Source organism: Bradyrhizobium sp. B025 (assembly GCF_042257955.1).
GTDB classification, from domain to species: domain Bacteria; phylum Pseudomonadota; class Alphaproteobacteria; order Rhizobiales; family Xanthobacteraceae; genus Bradyrhizobium; species Bradyrhizobium diazoefficiens.
This window is the reverse complement of sequence record NZ_CP170150.1, coordinates 7,151,795-7,170,015: the sequence shown is the minus strand read 5'-3', so window position 1 is coordinate 7,170,015 and position 18,221 is coordinate 7,151,795. Positions and strand designations below refer to the sequence as shown.

The 18,221-nt window shown below is 65.5% G+C and carries 16 protein-coding genes; 9 read left to right on the top strand and 7 right to left on the bottom strand.

What is annotated here, in order from left to right:
* Positions 1-42: 42 nt before the first annotated feature.
* On the top strand, positions 43-963 hold the full coding sequence (locus ACE10W_RS33810) for a LysR substrate-binding domain-containing protein (RefSeq protein ID WP_304548285.1): 921 nt from the start codon (positions 43-45) through the stop codon (positions 961-963).
* Positions 964-1,198: 235 nt separating this feature from the next.
* On the opposite strand, the gene ACE10W_RS33805 is transcribed toward ACE10W_RS33810, so the two are convergent.
* Positions 1,199-2,473 (bottom strand): cytochrome P450, encoded by a 1,275-nt coding sequence (locus ACE10W_RS33805; protein ID WP_304548284.1) that lies wholly within the window; start codon positions 2,471-2,473, stop codon positions 1,199-1,201.
* Between the two features lie 242 nt (positions 2,474-2,715).
* A complete protein-coding gene (locus tag ACE10W_RS33800; RefSeq protein ID WP_304548283.1) occupies positions 2,716-3,981 on the bottom strand; it encodes a cytochrome P450 in 1,266 nt (421 codons plus the stop codon).
* 302 nt (positions 3,982-4,283) lie between these two features.
* Here ACE10W_RS33800 and ACE10W_RS33795 point away from each other — a divergent pair, with 302 nt between their 5' ends.
* Entirely contained in the window at positions 4,284-5,438 is a 1,155-nt protein-coding gene (locus tag ACE10W_RS33795; protein ID WP_038965475.1) for a YjgN family protein, read from the top strand.
* Between the two features lie 3 nt (positions 5,439-5,441).
* Positions 5,442-6,551 carry a M48 family metallopeptidase gene (locus ACE10W_RS33790; RefSeq protein ID WP_304548282.1) on the top strand — a complete coding sequence of 370 codons (1,110 nt, stop codon included), beginning with the start codon at positions 5,442-5,444 and terminating at the stop codon, positions 6,549-6,551.
* 14 nt (positions 6,552-6,565) lie between these two features.
* On the opposite strand, the gene upp is transcribed toward ACE10W_RS33790, so the two are convergent.
* The 3 genes from upp to ACE10W_RS33775 all read right to left on the bottom strand — a co-directional run bounded on the left by upp (position 6,566) and on the right by ACE10W_RS33775 (position 9,899).
* On the bottom strand, positions 6,566-7,195 hold the full coding sequence (gene upp, locus ACE10W_RS33785) for a uracil phosphoribosyltransferase (protein WP_011089974.1): 630 nt from the start codon (positions 7,193-7,195) through the stop codon (positions 6,566-6,568).
* 201 nt (positions 7,196-7,396) lie between these two features.
* Positions 7,397-8,635, bottom strand: coding sequence for a URC4/urg3 family protein (locus tag ACE10W_RS33780; protein ID WP_304548281.1), 1,239 nt, complete (start codon positions 8,633-8,635; stop codon positions 7,397-7,399).
* A gap of 7 nt (positions 8,636-8,642) precedes the next feature.
* Entirely contained in the window at positions 8,643-9,899 is a 1,257-nt protein-coding gene (locus ACE10W_RS33775; protein WP_304548280.1) for a GTP cyclohydrolase II, read from the bottom strand.
* Positions 9,900-10,274: 375 nt separating this feature from the next.
* Between ACE10W_RS33775 and ACE10W_RS33770 the strand changes: the two genes are divergently transcribed.
* From ACE10W_RS33770 to ACE10W_RS33760, 3 genes are all read left to right on the top strand, one after another.
* Positions 10,275-11,402 carry a threonine synthase gene (locus ACE10W_RS33770; protein WP_304548279.1) on the top strand — a complete coding sequence of 376 codons (1,128 nt, stop codon included), beginning with the start codon at positions 10,275-10,277 and terminating at the stop codon, positions 11,400-11,402.
* 9 nt (positions 11,403-11,411) lie between these two features.
* Complete coding sequence (locus ACE10W_RS33765; protein ID WP_304548278.1) at positions 11,412-12,071, top strand: transcriptional regulator; 660 nt, start codon at positions 11,412-11,414, stop codon at positions 12,069-12,071.
* A 110-nt stretch (positions 12,072-12,181) separates the two neighbouring features.
* Positions 12,182-12,988 carry a class I SAM-dependent methyltransferase gene (locus ACE10W_RS33760; protein ID WP_028172953.1) on the top strand — a complete coding sequence of 269 codons (807 nt, stop codon included), beginning with the start codon at positions 12,182-12,184 and terminating at the stop codon, positions 12,986-12,988.
* A gap of 22 nt (positions 12,989-13,010) precedes the next feature.
* On the opposite strand, the gene ACE10W_RS33755 is transcribed toward ACE10W_RS33760, so the two are convergent.
* Both ACE10W_RS33755 and ACE10W_RS33750 read right to left on the bottom strand, forming a co-directional pair.
* Positions 13,011-13,826, bottom strand: a complete 816-nt coding sequence (locus ACE10W_RS33755) for a DUF2927 domain-containing protein (protein WP_304548277.1) — start codon at positions 13,824-13,826, stop codon at positions 13,011-13,013.
* A gap of 284 nt (positions 13,827-14,110) precedes the next feature.
* Positions 14,111-14,689 carry a L,D-transpeptidase gene (locus tag ACE10W_RS33750; protein ID WP_028172955.1) on the bottom strand — a complete coding sequence of 193 codons (579 nt, stop codon included), beginning with the start codon at positions 14,687-14,689 and terminating at the stop codon, positions 14,111-14,113.
* Between the two features lie 283 nt (positions 14,690-14,972).
* Here ACE10W_RS33750 and ACE10W_RS33745 point away from each other — a divergent pair, with 283 nt between their 5' ends.
* The 3 genes from ACE10W_RS33745 to ACE10W_RS33735 all read left to right on the top strand — a co-directional run bounded on the left by ACE10W_RS33745 (position 14,973) and on the right by ACE10W_RS33735 (position 18,128).
* Positions 14,973-16,520: an acetolactate synthase large subunit gene (locus ACE10W_RS33745; RefSeq protein WP_304548276.1), complete on the top strand. Its 1,548-nt coding sequence runs from the start codon at positions 14,973-14,975 to the stop codon at positions 16,518-16,520.
* Positions 16,521-16,557: 37 nt separating this feature from the next.
* Positions 16,558-17,076: a hypothetical protein gene (locus ACE10W_RS33740; protein WP_011089965.1), complete on the top strand. Its 519-nt coding sequence runs from the start codon at positions 16,558-16,560 to the stop codon at positions 17,074-17,076.
* A gap of 191 nt (positions 17,077-17,267) precedes the next feature.
* Positions 17,268-18,128, top strand: coding sequence for a L,D-transpeptidase (locus ACE10W_RS33735; protein ID WP_304548275.1), 861 nt, complete (start codon positions 17,268-17,270; stop codon positions 18,126-18,128).
* Positions 18,129-18,221: the final 93 nt, after the last annotated feature.

Below are 18,221 nucleotides of genomic sequence, written 5' to 3'. Positions count from 1 at the left end.
ATTTGCTATAGCGTATGAAGTAGCCTTCGAGGATTGGCAAGCATGGATTTCCGGCAGCTCAGGACCTTCAGTTGCGTGGCGGAGCTCGGCAGCCTCTCCAAGGCGTCCGACACGCTGCGCGTGGCGCAGCCGGCGCTCAGCCGCCAGATCAAGCTTCTGGAACACGAGCTGCGCATCGAGCTGTTCACGCGCAACGGCCGCGGCATGGTGCTGACCGAGGCCGGGCGGCTTCTGCTCGCGCGCACCTCCGGCATCGTGCGGCAGATCGACCAGATCCGCGACGACATCCAGTCGGCCAAGGGGCCGCCGTCCGGCCAGGTCGTGCTTGGCCTGGTTCCGACCGTGAGCTGCGTGCTGTCGGCGCGCTTCGCGCGGCGCTGCGTCGAGAAATTTCCCGGCATTTCGCTGCGCATTGTCGAGAGCTACAGCGGCCACCTGGTCGAATGGCTGCACCGCGGCGAGATGGATCTCGCCATCCTCTACGGCCGCTCGGCCGATCTGCATCTCAACGTGCAGAGCCTCGGCCGCGACAACATCGTCGCGGTCGGCCCGCGCGGCTGCGGCCTCGCGCGCAAGAAGAGCGTCGAGATCGGCTGGCTGCTCCGGCAGCGGCTGGTGCTGCCCAGTCATTCCCACGGCCTCCGTGCGTTGATCGAGCACGCCGCCGCCCAGCGCAAGATCAAGCTCAACGTCCAGCTCGAGGCGGATTCGTTTCGCGTGCTGACGAGCCTCGTGGAGGAGGGGCTCGGTTTCGCGCTGCTGCCGCCCTCGTCGGTCCATGGCGAGGTCGCGGACGGGCGGCTGGAAACCGCTGTCGTGTCCAAGCCGATGACGCGCGAGCTCATTTTCGCTTCTCCGATCGACCGCCCGGCCTCGACGGCCTCGCTGGCCATCACCGCGCTCCTGCGCGAGGAGGTCGCCGCCTGCCGCAAGGAAGGCCTGTGGGACATCAAGTTGAGTTAGATGCCTTGTCGTAGAACAGCCGCGCGCCATCTTGCCTTCGCATCTGGCGCGACCTGTCATGCCGGAATTTTATAGCTGGGCCAGGGGCCCGATCCTCATCCTGAGGAGCGCGTCTTCGCGCGTCTCGAAGGATGCAGGCCCGGCTCTCGGCCTCGCCCTTCGAGACGCGCGCGAAAGAGCGCGCTCCTCAGGGTGAGGGGATAAAGTCTAATGCGCCGCAAGGACGGCGTAATCGCTACCCCGGTATCCGCACCGGCAGCGACTCATACCCCTTGATGAAGCTTGAATAGATCCGCTTGGGCTCGCCGACCACCTCGATGCGGTCGAAGCGCTTCAGCATCTCCTCCCAGACGATCTTGAGCTGGAGTTCGGCGAGGCGCATGCCGACGCAGCGGTGGATGCCGAAGCCGAAGGAGAGGTGGGTGCGCGGTCGCGGGCGGTCGATGATGAACTCGTTCGGGCGGTCGATCGCCTCCTCGTCGCGGTTGCCGGAGACGTACCACATCACGACGCGGTCGCCCTTCTTGATCTGCTTGCCGCCAATCTCGGTATCCTGCAGCGCGGTGCGCCGCATATGGGCGAGCGGGGTCTGCCAGCGGATCACCTCCGGCACCATGGAGTCGATCAGCGCAGGGTTGGCGCGCAGCTTGTCGTATTGCTCGGGGTTCTCGTTCAGCGCCAGCACCGAGCCGGTCATGGTGTTGCGCGTGGTGTCGTTGCCGCCGACGATGAGCAGGATGATGTTGCCCATGAGGTTGTCGGGGTCCATGAAGCGCGTGGCGTCGTTATGGGCCATCAGGGACAACAGATCGTTGCGCGGGGCGGAGTTGACGCGCTCGTTCCACAGCTTGGACATGTAGGCGTAGCATTCGTCCATCTCGCGGCGGCGCTCTTCGGCCGAGGCGACGATGCCGCTCTTGGGCAGCGCGGTCGAGACGTCGGACCAGCGGGTCAGCTTGCGCCGTTCCTCCCAGGGGAAGTCGAACAGCGTCGCCAGCATCTGCGTCGTCAATTCGATCGAGACGCGCTCGACGAAGTTGAAGGTCTCGTTGCGCGGCAGGTTGTCGAGCACGGTCTGCGAGCGCTGGCGGATCAACTTTGCCAGCTCGTCCAGATTCGTCGGCGTGAACATCGGCGACACCGTCTTGCGCTGCGCCGAATGCCGGGGCTGGTCCATCGCGATGAAGCTCGGATAGTCGTAGCCTTCCGGCACGTCGCGGATCGAGATGCCGCCGAGCGTCGAGTCGGAGGAGAAGATGCCGTGATTGGTGTCGACATGCATGATGTCGTTGTATTTCACCACCGACCAGTACGGCTCGATCGGCGCGTTGGTGCAGTAATGCACCGGCTCTTCCTTGCGCAGCCGCTCGAACCACGGCCACAGCATGTCGTCCTGGAACAGCCTGGGGGCGCCGGGGTGGAACTGCGCGAGCGGGGTCGCATAGGCTTCCTCGCGCGCCCTGCGCATGCGTTCGGCCTTGTCCACTTTAACCGGCGTCTGGATGTTCATGGTCGTGGCTCCAGTTGTTTTTCTAACCTCTCCCGCTTGCGGGAGAGGCATAGGCCGCCTTCGGCGGCCGTCCACTTAGAACGCCGAGGCGCAGCCTCGGCTATGGCGTAGCGCCGGGTGAGGGCTCTTTCCTCTTGGGGGCTCTCGCCCGCGGAAACACCCCCACCCCAGCCCTCCCCCGCAAGCGGGAGAGGGGGCGCAGCTTCCTTGTGGATGTCGTTCACGCTCATCATACTGCGAATCTACGCCGCAATCTTCACCGGCAAGGTTTCAAGTCCCTTTACGAAACTCGAATAGACCCGCTTGGGTTCGCCGACCACGTCGATATGATCGAAGCGCTTGAGGATCTCTTCCCAGATAATCTTGAGCTGGAGTTCGGCAAGCCGCAAGCCGACGCAGCGGTGGATGCCGAAGCCGAAGGACAGATGCGTGCGCGGGCGGGCGCGGTCGATGATGAAATCGTAGGGCTTCTCGATCGCCTCCTCGTCGCGGTTGCCCGAGACGTACCACATCACGACCTTATCACCTTTCTTGATCTGCTTGCCGCGGAACTCGAAGTCGGAGAGTGCGGTGCGGCGCATATGCGCCAGCGGCGTCTGCCAGCGGATCACTTCCGGCACGAAGCTGTCGAGTAGCGCCGGATTCTCGCGCAGCTTGCGATATTGCTCCGGATGCTGGCTCAGCGCGTAGATCGAGCCCGACATGGTGTTGCGGGTGGTGTCGTTGCCGCCGACGATCAAAAGGACGAGATTGCCGAGGAAGTTCTTCGCGTCCATGTCGCGCGTCGCCGCGCCATGCGCCATCATGGAGAGCAGATCGCTCTTCGGCGGCTGCTCGATGCGTTCCTTCCACAGGCGCGCGAAATAGCCGGCGCATTCGGTCAGCTCGGCCTGCCGCTCGTCTTCGGTGGCGACGAGGCCGTCGGGGCCGGGAATGGTGGTGGCGATATCCGACCAGCGCGTCAGCTTGCGGCGGTCCTCCCAGGGGAAGTCGAACAGCACCGCCAGCATCTGCGTGGTGAGCTCGATCGAGACGCGGTCGACCCAGTCGAACACCTCGCCGCGCGGCAGATTGTCGAGGCACTCGGCCGAGCGGGCGCGGATGTTGAGCGCGAGATTGTCCAGATGCGTCGGCGTGAACATCGGCGCCACGGTCTTGCGCTGTGCCGCATGGCGCGGCGGGTCCATCGAGATGAAGCTTTCGCGGCGCAGGTCGGGATCGATGTCGCGGATGGTGATGCCGCCGAGCGCGGAGGCCAAGGAGAACACCGAATGGTTGGTCTCGATCTCCATGATGTCGTTGTAGCGCGTCACCGACCAGTACGGCCCGAACATCGAGTCCTTGCAGTAGTGCACGGGGTCTTCACGGCGCAGGCGATCGAAATAGGGCCAGAACGTATCGGTCCTGAACAATTCAGGATCGCCGGGATCGAATTGCTCCAGCGGCAGTGACGTGGCGCGCTCGCGCAATGCATCGAGCTTTGCCGTGCTTTCGATGGTCCCGTGCATGACCGCTCTCCCTGACGTGAACCGCGCGTTCTCGTTGAATTCTGCGCTGCGGTATTTGATTTGCAATTACAGCCGGTTGTCTGCGTCGGGGCAAGGGCGAGTTTTGCCACATCCAACCTTTGCGTGAGCATCCGGGGCCTGTCACGTAGATGTGTCAACGTGATCCCCCGCACGCCGGCAGACCGGGAAACGTGCCAGAAACCGACTTGAATCGGGGTAAATCGAACCCGCCCGTCTTGGGGATCGACCAATCTCTGATCTATAGTTTGACCGCAACAGGCCAACATCCCGAGGTTGCCGCCGTGAACGACATGCAATGGGCCCCTATCGGCTCCGAGCCCGTCCCGCCGCCACTGCCGCCCACGCGCGTCGACTTCGCCGGAGACCGCTCTGTGTTCCGCAAAATGGTCACCAAGGGTGCCATGCTGGAGCTGGTCACTTTCGGCTTCTACCGGTTCTGGCTCGTCACCGACATCCGCCGTCACTTGTGGTCGAACACGTCGATCGACGGCGACGCCGCCGAATATACCGGCCGGGGCAAGGAGCTGTTGATCGGCTTTCTGTTCGCGCTGGCGATCCTCGTGCCGATCTATCTCGCCTATTTCCTCATCGGTATCGAGTTCGAGCGCTGGCAGGGCTTTGCCTCGACGCCGCTCTTCATCAGCTTTTATGCCTTCGGCCAGTTCGCGATTTTTCGCGCGCGGCGCTATCGCCTGACCCGCACGGTCTGGCGCGGCGTACGGTTCTGGATGGACGGCTCGGGCTGGGCCTATTCGTTCCGGGCCATGCTGTGGGGCCTGCTGGTGTTCCTGACGCTCGGCCTGGCGCTGCCCTGGCGCGAGGCTTCGCTCGAACGCTACAAGATGCAGCACACCCATTACGGTGATCTCTCCGGCGATTTCGAAGGCGATGGCTGGACGTTCTTCAAGCGCGGCTGGTGGCTCTGGCTGCTCAGCCCGATCGCGCTGGTCATCTTCCCGCTCGCCCCGTTCTTCTATGCCGAGTTCAAGGCGCGCGAATGGCGCTGGTGGCTGGACGGCATCCGCATCGGCGGCGTCAGCCTGTCCTCGGAGCTGCCGCATAACGCATTCTACGGCCTGTACTGGAAGGTGATCGGCTGGTGGATGCTGCTCTCGATCATTTTCGCCGCCTATCTCGGCGGTGCCACCATGCTCGTCGTCAAGCTGAGCGGCCTTCCGGTCGAGCAGGTGTTCGGCCCCGACAATACCGCCAAGAGCATTCCGATGCTGGCGATGATGGTCATCGGCTATTTCGCCCTGGCGCTTGCGATCAACATCATCATGCGGGTCTATCTTCAGCGCGATCTCTGGGCCAAGGTGCTGGAGACCGTCGAGGTGCATAACATCGGAGCCGCGGCGGATGTGCGCGGCAGCGGCGAGCTCGCCAGCGCGCTCGGCGAAGGCTTTGCCGATGGGCTCGATGTCGCGGGATTCTGATCTGTGAGTGAGTTGTCCACCGAGGCTCCGGCGCAGTCCGCAAAGCCGACGATCTACTTCGACGGCGTGTCGAGCCGCAGGCGGCAGGTGACGCTGACGCTCGGTGATGCGCTCGAGATCGTTGAAGAGGGCGCGACGCCCGTTCGCTGGGCCTATGCCGACATTCGGCGTGCCGACAGTCCGGCCGGTGTCCTGCGTCTGGCCTCGACGTCCGCGCCGCCGCTGGCACGGCTGGAGATTCGCGATACTGCACTCGCGGCAGACGTGAGCGTCCGCTGCATGCGTCTCGACGAGCACCAGACCACGCGCCGCGGTATCGCGAAAATCGTCGGCTGGTCGGTGGCCGCCGCCGTCTCGATCGTCTGTGTCGTGCTGTTCGGCGTGCCGCTCGCTGCCGATCGCCTCGCGCCGCTGGTGCCGAAGCCGATCGAGCGCCGCATTGGCGATGCGTCCGAGGTCCAGGTGAAGACCATCTTCGGCGGCCGCACGTGCGAAGACCCCGCGGGCAAGGCCGCGTTCACAAAACTGGTCAACCGCTTGCGCGATGCCGCCGGCCTCGATGACGATTCCATGACCGCGGGCGTGCTGCCGACCCCGGTGCCGAACGCGTTCGCGCTGCCCGGCGGCAAGGTGTTCTTGCTGCAGGGCCTGCTCGACAGGGCCGAAAGCCCCGACGAGCTTGCCGGCATCCTCGCCCACGAGCTCGGCCATCTCAAGCATCACGACAACATGCGCGGCCTGATCTACAACGGCGGCACCTCGTTCCTGATCGGCCTGCTGTTCGGCGACGTCACCGGCTCATCCGCCGTGATCTTCGCCTCGCGCAGCGTGGTCGAGGCCTCCTATTCGCGCGAGGCCGAGACCGGCGCCGACACCTTCGCCATCGACATCATGCACGCGCTCGGCCGCTCGCCGAAGCCCTCGGCCGAGCTGATGTTCCGCATCACCGGCAAGGAAGGCGGCAGCGGCTTCACGATCCTGTCGAGCCACCCGCTGACCGAGGACCGTCTCGCCCGCATGACCAGGGAAGATCGTCCCGTCAGCGGCCCGCCGCTACTGACGGACGCGGAGTGGCGGGCGCTGAAGGGCATTTGCGGCAGCGGGAAGATCTAAATTAGGCTTCGCTCTTATCTCGTCCCGTAGGCGCGGTCGCCGGCATCGCCAAGGCCGGGCAGGATAAAGCCGTTCTCGTCGAGACCTTCGTCCACCGCGGCCGTCCAGATCGGCACGTCCGGATGCAATCCGCGCAGCCGCTCCAACCCTTCCGGCGCCGCGATCAGGCAGGCGAGGCGAATGTCCTTGGCGCCGCGCTCCTTGAGCCGGTCGATGGCGGCCACGGCCGTGTTGGCGGTGGCGACCACCGGTGTCACCACGATCGCAAGCCGCTCGCCGAGATCGGACGGCGATTTGAAGAAATATTCGACCGCGGCAAAGCTGTGCGGCTCGCGGTAGAGTCCGATATGCGCGACGCGGGCGGTCGGCACCAGGTCCATCATGCCGTCGACGAAGGTGGTGCCGGCGCGCAGCATCGGTACGAACACCAGCTTCTTGCCGGCGATCTTGGCCGAGTGCATCGTCGCCAGCGGCGTCTCGATGACGGTATCGGCGAGCGGCAGGTCGCGCGTCACCTCGTAGCACAGGAGCATGCCGATCTCCTTGATCAGCTCGCGAAACGACTTGGTCGAGATGGATTTGTCCCGCACCAGCGTCAGCTTGTGCTGCACCAGCGGATGATCGACGATCGTGACGCCTTCCATGTAACGCTCCTAACGAAATGCGCGTTGATTGAAATGCAACGAGCCGGCGCTTCTGCCTTCTCCCCTTGTGGGAGAAGGTGGCGCGAAGCGCCGGATGAGGGGTCTGTTTCAGCAAACTCCGGCGAGAGATGTGCCCGCAGAGACATACCCCTCACCCGGCTTCGCTCTCGCGAAGCCACCCTCTCCCACAGGGGGAGAGGGTCAGAAAACCGTGCCGTCGCTGATCACCTTGAGCGGCGGCGAACCGTCGGGGCGGCGTGCGAAGGCGATGGCGCGGCCCGCGGCCCAGGTGCCGCCTTCCAGGATGCTGGCGAGCGGCAAGGTCTCAGGCGTGCGGCCGAGCTTGGTGCGAACCAGTTCGGCAAGACGATCCAGCAACGCGACGGTCAGCGCGCGCCACTCCACGACGAGCAGGGAATCCACCGCATGCGCGCGGTCTGCATCAGCGGCATCGCGCAGGCGCAGCACCGCGTGATCGACGAACAGGCCGCCATTGCGGTATTCCGCAAGTCCGGTCAGGCCGTCGATATCGGTGACCGCGAAGCCGGCGCGCTGGAGCGGCTCGATCAGCGAATAGCTCAGCCATTGCGACAGCTTGTGCAGCGGCACGAGGCCCGTGGTCGCATCATCCGCCTTGATCGCCGGATGGCGCCAGCAATCGCCGAGCGGAATCCCGGCAAGCTCGAGCCGCGACGGCCAGATCGGCCCGAGCTGGTTCAGCACCGCGGACAGGATCGCCGGCGCGGCGATGGCGCCGCCCACAGCCTGCGCCGCGATATGGTCGAACAGGCCGCCGGGCCGCGGCGTATCGTGCAGGCCGAAAACCTCGGCGCGGTCCGCCACCTGCTTGCCCAGACGCCGCAGCAGATCCGTGCGTCCGTCGAGGCCGAGCAGCGGATTGGCGTCGCTGACCTGAAACGCAGAGGTGAGGGCGGCAAGCGGCAGTTTTGCGAGCACGTCGGCGTCGGCCCTGAACGGCGCGCGGGCATCGCTGGAGAAGAGCCCGCTTGCGAACATGTCGAGGCTCGCGATCGCAAGCCCCTCGGACCGGCCGATGCTTTCGCCCGTCACCGCGTCACGATAGCGCCAGGCAGCGCCGGCGCCGGCATCGAGCAGCACGCTGACGATGGCAAGGTCGAACTCCGCGCGCGCCCGCGCGGCGCGGTCCGGCCACGACGCGGCGTCGGCAAGGCGCGCCCAGCGATCGCCGCCGCCGAGCACAAAATGCCGCCAGCGGGCGTGGAAGGGGACGTCCAGCGTCGGATAGGCTTTTCGCGTGACCGCGAGCACCGCGTCCGCAACGCCGTCCATGCGGTCGAGATCGATCGTGAAGTGGCTGAGCCCGCCCTTGAGGCCAAGCTCGAGCATCTGCCCGGCGCGCGCGCGAACCGCTGTTGCGGTGAGCAGCGAGCGGGCCTGTTGTTCTCTGGTGTCCGCCATCAATCGATCAGTATTTTTCCAGCGAACGCCCGACCACGCCGTTGACGTCCTTCTCTGGCGCGATGTCGGTCGAGTAGTAGCCGGCAGCCTTCTTGGCCGCGATCTCGACATAGGCGTCGGCTGGAATCAGCTCCGGCGGGATCGGCACGCGCTCGACAATGTCGATGCCCTGCGAGGTCAGCGCGTCGTGCTTCATGTCGCTCATCGACAGGAAGCGGTCGATGCGCTTCAGCCCCAGCCAGTGGATGGTATCCGGCATCAATTGCTGGAAGCGCGCGTCCTGCACGCCGGCGACGCATTCGGTCCGCTCGAAATAGGCGGCGGCGGCATCGCCGTCCTCCTGGCGCTTGCGGGCGTTGTAGACCAGGAATTTCGTGACCTCGCCGAGCGCGCGGCCTTCCTTGCGATTGTAGACGACGAGCCCGAGCCCGCCCTCCTGCGCGCCGCGCGCGGATTCCTCGATGCCGTGGATGAGATAGGGCCGGCAGGTGCAGATGTCGGAGCCGAACACGTCGGAGCCGTTGCACTCGTCATGCACGCGGCAGGTGATCTTGGTGCGATGGTCGGGCAGCTTGCTGACGTCGCCGAACATGTAGACTGTGGTGCCGCCGATCGGCGGCAGGAACACCTTCATGTCCGGCCGCGTCACCAGCTCCGGGAACATGCCGGCGGTCTGCTCGAACAGCGTGCGGCGCAGCTCGGTCTCGCCGGTGCCGAAGCGCGCGGCGAGGCCCGGCAGATACCAGACCGGATCGATCGCGATCTTCACCACCGAGACGCTGCCACTGGCGTGCACGACCTCGCCGTCGGCGCGCAGCCGTTTTGCGGCCAGCGCCTCGCGGATCTCGGGCAGGTCGAGCCGGGCGCGCGTCACCGCAATGCTCGGCCGGATGTCGGAGCCCTCGGCGATCTCCTTGCCAAAATTCTCGGCGACGAGATGCCCCCAGGGGTCGAGCGCGACGATCTTGGCGGGATCGTTCCATTGCGGAAACGGCCCGATGGTGGCTGCCGGAAACGTGTTGGTGAGGTCGGGACGCCTGATGGGATCGAGCGCCCCGGCGGAGACGGCGAGCGCGCGGTACATCGCATAGGAGCCGCCATGGCTGCCGATCACGTTGCGATCCCCAGCGCGCGACACCGTGCCGATGATCGGCCCGCGGGTGCGCGCATCGGCTGCGCCCCAATGGATCGGAAAAGCGGCCTTCCTGCCCGGCTCCGGATGGGAGGTCAGGCGGATGTGATCGGTACGGTTCGCGCGGCTCATGTCCAGGCTCCCAAAAAGCCAACGGCCCGCCGCTCGGACGGGCCTGGCTCACTTTGCGTTGCCGATGCGGAGCACCGGCGGCGCAAGCACAATCCAACATATTGTAGCGACCGAGCGCGACAGACAAGTTAATGCTGATGCGCCCGGCAGGCGCTCATCGCCAAATTCCATCGTCGGCGAACCAGCCCGGTCCGCGTCAATTCCGCGCCCTCGCTCCGGTCGAACCCTGCCGTTCGATCCGTGCGGTAGATCTAAGGATTTGAAATAGTTTTAGTTTTCCTGTTTTCAAGAGGTGTTGTGGCGATTGCGCCGCGACTGGACAGAACGTATATAATCAGACAAAGCGTATGGATCGTCTCTGCCATGGAGCCTGCCATGCCCGCCGCCAGCTACATCGACCCCCGCACCGGAAAGCTCTATCCGCTCGACCAGCCGCGCTGGTGCTCGGACCAGCGCACGCCGCTGCTGGTGACACCGGGGGCCGGGATCTCGCGCGAGGAGGTTGAGCCGCGCACACGGTCGCTGTGGCGCTACCGGGCCGCGCTGCCGGTCGAGATCAAGAATCCGATCACGCTCGGCGAGGGCTGCACGCCACTGGTGCAGCAGCGGTGGGGCGACCTGCGCCCGCTGTTCAAGCTCGAATGGTTCAACCCGACCGGCAGCTTCAAGGACCGCGGCTCGGCGGTGATGCTGTCCTTCCTGCGGCAGATCGGCGTCGACGCCATTCTGGAGGACTCTTCCGGCAATGGAGGCTCGTCGATGGCGGGGTTAGGTGCCGCCGGCGGCATGCGCGTGAAGATCCTGGCGCCGGCCTCGACGTCGCCGGCCAAGATCGCGCAGGTGCGCGCTTACGGCGCGGCGGTGCAACTCGTCGAAGGGCCACGCGAGGAGTCGGAGGCCGAGGCGATCCGCCAGTCGAGCCAGACTTTTTACGCCAGCCACAACTGGCAGCCGTTCTTTCTCGAAGGCACCAAATCGCTCGCCTATGAAATCTGGGAAGACCTCGGCTTCCGCGCCCCCGACAACGTCATCGTCCCCGTCGGCGCCGGCAGCAGCCTGCTCGGTTGCGCCTTCGGCTTCCGCGAGCTGCTGAAGGCCGGCCAGATCGCGAAGCTGCCGCGCCTGTTCGCGGCACAGCCGCAGAACTGCTCGCCGATCGATGCGAGCTTCAAGGCCGGCGTCGATACGCCGGTCGCGCGCGAGGTAAGCAAGACCATCGCCGAGGGCACCGCGATCAAGAATCCCCTGCGTCTGCGCGAGATCATCGCCGCCTTGCGCGAGAGCGGCGGCGGCACCGTTGCGCTCGCCGAGGACGAGATCGTCGCCGCCCTGCGACGACTTGCACGGCAAGGCCTGTTCGCCGAGCCGACCAGTGCCAGCGCAGCCGCCGCGCTGGACAAGCTCTCCGCCGCTGGCGCCATCAAGGCGAACGAGACCACGGTCGCGGTGCTCACCGGCACGGGGCTGAAGGCCGCCACAATCGTCGCCGATCTCGTGCAGTAGGGCCGGGCGATGAGCCGCAGCAAATCCGCGTCCGCCGCATCGGGCAGGGCCACGGCCGAACGAAAGCTGCTGTTCGACCAGCTGCAGCAGATTGCGCAGGGGCTGGGGGAGACCTTTGCGCCGTTCTGCGAGGTCGTGCTGCACGATCTCACCGATCCCACGAACGCGATCGTCGCCATTCACAACAACCTGTCGGGCCGCAAGGTCGGCCAGGGCGCGACCGAGCTTGGCCTCGCCCGCATCGCCGATCCCAACTACGCGCAGGTGATCTCGAACTACGCCAACAGCTTCGCCGACGGACGGCAGGCCAAGAGCACCTCGATCGGCATCAAGGGCGCGGACGGTTCATACGTCGCCGCCCTCTGCCTCAACGTCGACCTGACGCTGTTCCAGGGTTTGCAGAGCGCGATCGGCCAGTTCGTCAGCGTCGATGCGCAAAACAATCCGCGCGAATCCCTCAACCCCGTCGGCGCTGACGCCATCCGCGCCCATATCGACCGGTTCGCCGCGCGCCGCGCCACCACGCCCCGCGCGCTTTCCACGGAAGACCGCCGCACCCTGCTGCGCGAATTGCGCGATGCCGGCGGCATGCAGGTGCGCCGCGCCTCCGACATCATCGCCGCCCATCTCGGCGTGTCGCGCGCCACGGTGTATGCCGATGCGAGGTGAGGCGGTCCGCCAGCCGGAACGCAGTGCCGTTGCGACCATCAGCCCGCGTTGAACCTTCCGCGTCCGTCGCCCGCCTCATGGAGATCGACCTCGAGCGATGGGAGAGTTCCATGACCGCGCAGGATCCGTTTGCAAGTTTCAAGGCTGTCCAGAAGGAAGCCTGGTCGCTGTTCACGCCGATGGAGGTTTTCACGACACCGACCGCCGCCAAGCTCGTCGGTTTTGCCGGCGTTGCCGCCGGTCAAAGGCTGCTCGACGTCGGATGCGGCACCGGCGTCGTCGCGATCACGGCGGCGCGTCGCGGGGCAAAGGTGAGGGGTCTCGACCTGTCGCCGGTTCTGATCGAGCGCGCCCGCGAGCATGCGCAACTGGTGAACCTCGATGTCGACTTCGTCGACGGCGACGCGGAAAGCCTGCCCTATGGCGACAACGAGTTCGACGTGGTGCTCAGCCAGTTCGGCCACATGTTCGCGCCGCGCCCGGACGTTGCCATCGGCGAGATGCTGCGCGTGCTGAAGCCTGGCGGCACGATCGCGTTCTCCACCTGGCCGCCGCATCTGTATGTCGGACGGATGTTCGCGATGATCGGCCGCCATCTGCCGCCGCCCGAGGGCGTGGCATCACCGGTGTTGTGGGGCGATCCGAAGATCGTCGCCGAGCGTCTCGCAGGGAAAGCGAAGGATCTCTCTTTCGAGATGGACATGATGACGCCGTCGGCACTCAGCCCGCAGCATTTCCGCCGCACCATGGAATCGACGATCGGGCCCTTGATCAAGCTCGTCGCCCAGTACAAGGACGAGCCGGACAAGCTCAAGAGCTTCCGTGCCGAGTTCGAGGCGCTGATCTCGGAGTATTTCGACGCCGGCCACAACGTGATGCGCCAGCAGTTCCTGATGACGAAGGCAAGGAAGGTGTGAGGCGGCGAGAGGTAAGAATCCCTCACTCCTTCAGATCGTTCACCCGCTTCACCCAGGCGCGCACGTCGGTGAGCACGGCGGGCAGCACCGCCTTGACCTCCAGCACGGTCATGCCGGGCTTGATGCGGGGGTCGTAGAGCAGGTTGAGGATGTATTGGTCGTAGACGTCGAAATAGCCCATCGAGACGTTGTCGTTGAACATGGTCCAGGGCACGCTCGTGGTGTCGTTGATCGGACCGAGCGACTGCAGCAGCTCCTCATAGGCGCAGTCGAGGAAGGTGAAGTCGCCGTTGTCGACGGTGAGGATGACGTCGGAATGCTCGATCTCGAAATTGTCGTTCTTGCGGAAGCCGGACAGGCATTGCGGATCGAGCGAGGTGCGGATCTCGCGCGCCTTCTCCGCGCCGTAGAAGCTCGAGATGGTGCGGAACAGATCGCGGTCGCGCACGAGCTTCACCCGCACGTTCGCCGCCTCGCTGCTGCCGGCCATGGCGATGTCGAGATGCTGCACGCGCGTGCCGATGTCGGCGACGACCTTGGCGAGCTGGGTCTTGCGATCGGCGCGGTCGCTCTCGGCGAACACGCGCACCGGCCCGTCGAACTTGCGGATGCGGTCGACGCGGCCGGCGAGGTGGTATTCGGCGCCGAAAGCCGTCTTGAGAAAACCCTCGACGATCTCGCTGTCGGTAAAGCTCTTCTTCTCGGCGCGCTGGCGCGAGGCGATCGCGGGCAATTCGCCCGCGGCGGCCATGGTAGCGGTGTCAGGCACACCGGTGAGCGCTGCGAGCGCCAGGAGGGCGATGCGGAGGGAAAGCGAGGGCGGATTCAATGCGCTCATCGTCACCCGACGCTGCCGTATTCGCGTCGCGCGCACAAGACCGCAAATTCACGCGCCCTGCGGGTTCCCGCCAATCATCTGTAGCAAAAGCGTGACAGACTTCGTGTGATTCAGCCGAAGCCGCGGCTCCCTCAACCTCTCCCGCTTGCGGGAGAGGTCGCCGCGTAGCGGCGGGTGAGGGCTCTCTCCTCTGGAGGATTGTCCCGTTGCGGTGAGACCCTCTCCCCAACCCTCTCCCGCAAGCGGGAGAGGGAGCACACCACGTGCGTGGAGGCAATTGCGCTTCAGTTGTTCAGCACGACCACGGTGGTGCCGACCGAGACGCGGCTATAGAGGTCGCTGACGTCGTCGTTGGTCATGCGGAAGCAGCCCGAGGAGACCGCCTGGCCGATCGTCTCCGGCTCGTTGGAGCCGTGGATGCGGTACAGCGTCGAGCCGAGATACATCGCGCGCGCGCCGAGCGGGTTCTCGATGCCGCCCTTCATGTGGCGCGGCAGGTCGGGCCGGCGGGCCAGCATCTGCGACGGCGGCGTCCAGTCCGGCCACTCCTTCTTGGCGGTGATCCTGTGCACCCCGCCCCAGCGGAAGCCGTCGCGGCCGACGCCGATGCCGTAGCGCAGCGCCTGGCCGTTCTGGAGCACCAGATAGAGCCGCCGCTCGGAGGTGTTCACCACGATCGTGCCGGGGGCATAGTTGCCGGAGTAGTTGACGGTGGTGCGGGGGATCGGGCTCGAGCCGCCGCGGAAGAAGTTCGGGCCGCCGCCCATGATGTCGCGCGAGTCGAACTCTTCGGCAAAGGCACCGCCGGCGGTGGCCGTCAGCAGTGCAATGGCGGCAATCGGCGCGGCAAAAAACCGGATCATTGTTTCCCCCAGCAAAAAAATCGATTCAACGAAGGCCACAGGCCATATTTGCCGGCATTTCGCAAGCCACGGCCCCGTGAGGCAAGTCCTTTCCGAACAAGCCAACCTTAACGAATGGCGTTACCAAATCGGCAACCGGGCCAGTTTGCCAAAAAGCGTTAGCCAAACCAGCGCGTCGCGGCGCGGGGCAGGGCCGCGATGCCCCCTATTGCTTTGACGGATGCCGCGAACAATGATTGGTCAGATGGATCACTCGAAATCGCCGGTTGTGGGAGCAAAAAGAATGAACGGTGCGGAAAGCCTGGTGCGGACGATGGTCAAGGGTGGGGTCGACGTCTGCTTCACCAACCCGGGCACCTCCGAGATGCATTTTGTCGCAGCGCTCGACCGCGTGCCGGGCATGCGCTGCGTGCTCGGCCTGTTCGAAGGCGTGGTGACGGGCGCTGCCGACGGCTATTTCCGCATGAAGGGCACCCCGGCCTCGACCCTGCTGCATCTCGGCCCGGGCCTTGCCAACGGCCTTGCCAATCTGCACAACGCCAAGAAGGCGAATTCCGGCATCGTCAACATCGTCGGCCAGCACGCGGTCTACCATATCGGCTACAACGCGCCGCTGACCTCCGACATCGAGGGCCTCGCCCGGCCGATGTCGTCCTGGGTCCGCACCTCGCCGGATTCCAAATCGGTTGCCGCTGACGGCGCCGCGGCGATTGCCGCCGCCAAAAGCGCGCCGCCGCAGATCGCGACCCTGATCCTGCCCGCCGACACCGCCTGGAACGAGGCCGACGGCATCGCCGAGGTCCCGGCCGAGCAGCAGCGCGCGAGCTATTCGCCGCAGGCGGTCGAGCAGGCCGCAAAAATCCTGCACGGCGACGGCGAGGGCACGCTGCTGCTGATGACCGGCAGCGCGCTTTCCGAGCAGGGCCTCGCGCTGGCCGAGCGCATCGCGGCCAAGACCGGCTGCACCGTGATGGGCCCGACCTTCCGTCCCAAGATGGCGCGCGGCCGCGGCCGCTTCTCGATCGATCGCATCCACTACGTGATCGAGAACGCGCTGCCGATGCTGGCGAAGTTCCGCCATATCGTGCTGGTCGAGTCCGACGATCCCGTGGCGTTCTTCGCCTATCCGAACAAGCCGAGCGTGCTGAGGCCCGAAGGCTGCGACGTCCATCGCATGACCTCCTGGGGCGAGAATTCGGTCGCGGCGCTGGAAGCGCTCGCCGGCGCGGTGAAGGCCGGTGCCAAGGACGTCAAGCCGCAGGCAGTGCAGGAGCTGGTCAAGCCGACCGGCGCGCTGACCCACGCGTCGATCGCGCAGTCGATCGCCTATGCGATCCCCGAGAATGCGATCCTGGTCGATGAGTCGCTGACCACCGGCCGCGCCTTCTTCCCGCCGACGGCCGCCGCCGCGCCGCACGACTGGCTGCAGAACATGGGCGGCTCGATCGGCTTCTCGACGCCGCTCTCGATCGGCGCCGCGATCGCCTGCCCGGACCGCAAGGTGATCACCATGGTCGGCGACGGCAGCGCGATGTACACGATCCAGTCGCTGTGGACCCAGGCGCGCGAGAACCTCAACATCGTCACCATCGTGTTCGCCAACCGCATCTACCAGATCCTGCGCGGCGAGTTCGACAATGTCGGCGCCGGCGAGCCCGGCCAGCGCGCCAACGATATGCTGCGGCTCGACCGTCCGACGCTGGATTTCGTGGCGCTGGCCAAGGGCATGGGCGTGCCCGGCCGCGCCGTCACCAACGCGGACGAGTTCAACAAGGCACTGGCCGAAGCCGTCGCCGAGCCCGGGCCGCGGCTGATCGAAGTTCAGATGTAGGGCGTATCATACGGAGCGCCGAGGGCCGGGGGGCACGATGCAGACCGAGCTGAACAAGGTGATCGCGGCGCTCCGGGACTTCTACGCCCACGAGGGATTCCTGTTCGAAAAGGACATCGGCGAGCGCGCGATCACGCATCGCTTCGCCGTGCATCTGGAGAAGCAGTTCGCCGGCTGGTCAGTCGATTGCAACTACGACCGGCTCGGCGAGCGCACGCTGCATCTGCCGCACGGCACCATCGTCTCGACCGACGACCATCTGGACAAGTCGATCTATCCCGATGTCGTCGTGCATCAGCGCGAGATCCCGAACAATTTGCTTAGCGTCGAGATCCGCAAGGCGAGTAATCACACGTCGGTGACGCACGACCAGCACAAGCTGCGGGCGCTGACCGATCCGCATGTCTGGTTCGCCTGTTGGATCGGCGTGCTACTGGTGCTGGACAAGCACCATGTGACGATGTCGGAGGTCTATGTCGGCGGCCTCGTCGATGAGCCGCTGTCGCGCTGGTTCGCGACGCGCCTTGCGGAGCTCGGCCTCGGGGCTTCGCGCTAGGGTCCGCTTGGCCAACAGCGACGGCTTGTGACCCGAAGCCGTTGTTAACGAAACAGCGGAGCGTGTCCGCTTCGCGTCACAAGAGTCCCGCGTTAACCACCGTCAACGGGTTCCAGTCTGAGCGGGATCGCTTCGAAGTTTCTTAAATGTTGCCGGGTACCTCTCTTGGGCATGGTGACCTGGGGAAAGACATGAGCAAGCGGGCCAAACGTGGAAAGGCGAAGACGTTCGCACTACCGATGGCCGCGAGAGTTGCAGTTGGCGTCGTGGCCGTCGCCGCGTTGGGGTACGGTTTGCTGTCTCGCCCGGCGAGCGTGCAACCGATAGGGAAGCCGTCCGCACCCCAAGCCATGGCATCGTCATCCCCGGTTTACGTGGCAACTCCGGTTCATGCATCGGCGCCAGCTCCGGCTCCGATTTCGGCCCCAGCGCCTCTGGTCGAACCGCCAAAAGCCGCTGACGGTCCCGGCGCACTTGTCCGGCAGGTGGTTGACTACGCCAGCCACCAGACACCGGGCACTGTGATCATCGATACCCAAAACACATTCCTCTATTTCGTTCTGAACGACAGGCAGGCGATGCGCTACGGCATCGGTGTTGGCCGCGAAGGTTTCGCATGGTCCGGTGAGCAGACTGTGGCTCGCAAAGCAGAATGGCCGGATTGGCACCCGCCTGCGGAGATGGTCTCGCGTCAGCCTTATCTGCCGCGGTTCATGGCCGGCGGTCCCGGCAACCCACTCGGCGCCCGGGCGATGTATCTGGGCGAGACGGAGTATCGAATTCACGGCACCAACAAGCCCGATACGATCGGGAAGCGGGTTTCGTCCGGCTGTATCCGGCTGACCAACGAGGACGTCGTGGACCTCTATGAGCGGGTGAAAGTCGGAGCGAAAGTGATCGTGCTTCCGGCAACCGCTGCCCGTCGGCCATCGCAGGGAGCGTCGCCCGACGCCGCTTCCCGATCGCCGGACCCGGCATCGCCGTCGAACCGGCCCTCGGCAGCCAACGCGCAGATGCTGTCATCCGGACCGAAGATCGCCGAAGCTCAGTAACTCAGTCCTCCGTCCTCGGTCTGCAACTGAAGACAGGGAGGCAATTCAAGTCGCCGCTTTTTAGTCAGCTTCTGGACCGATAGCGGACGCTTT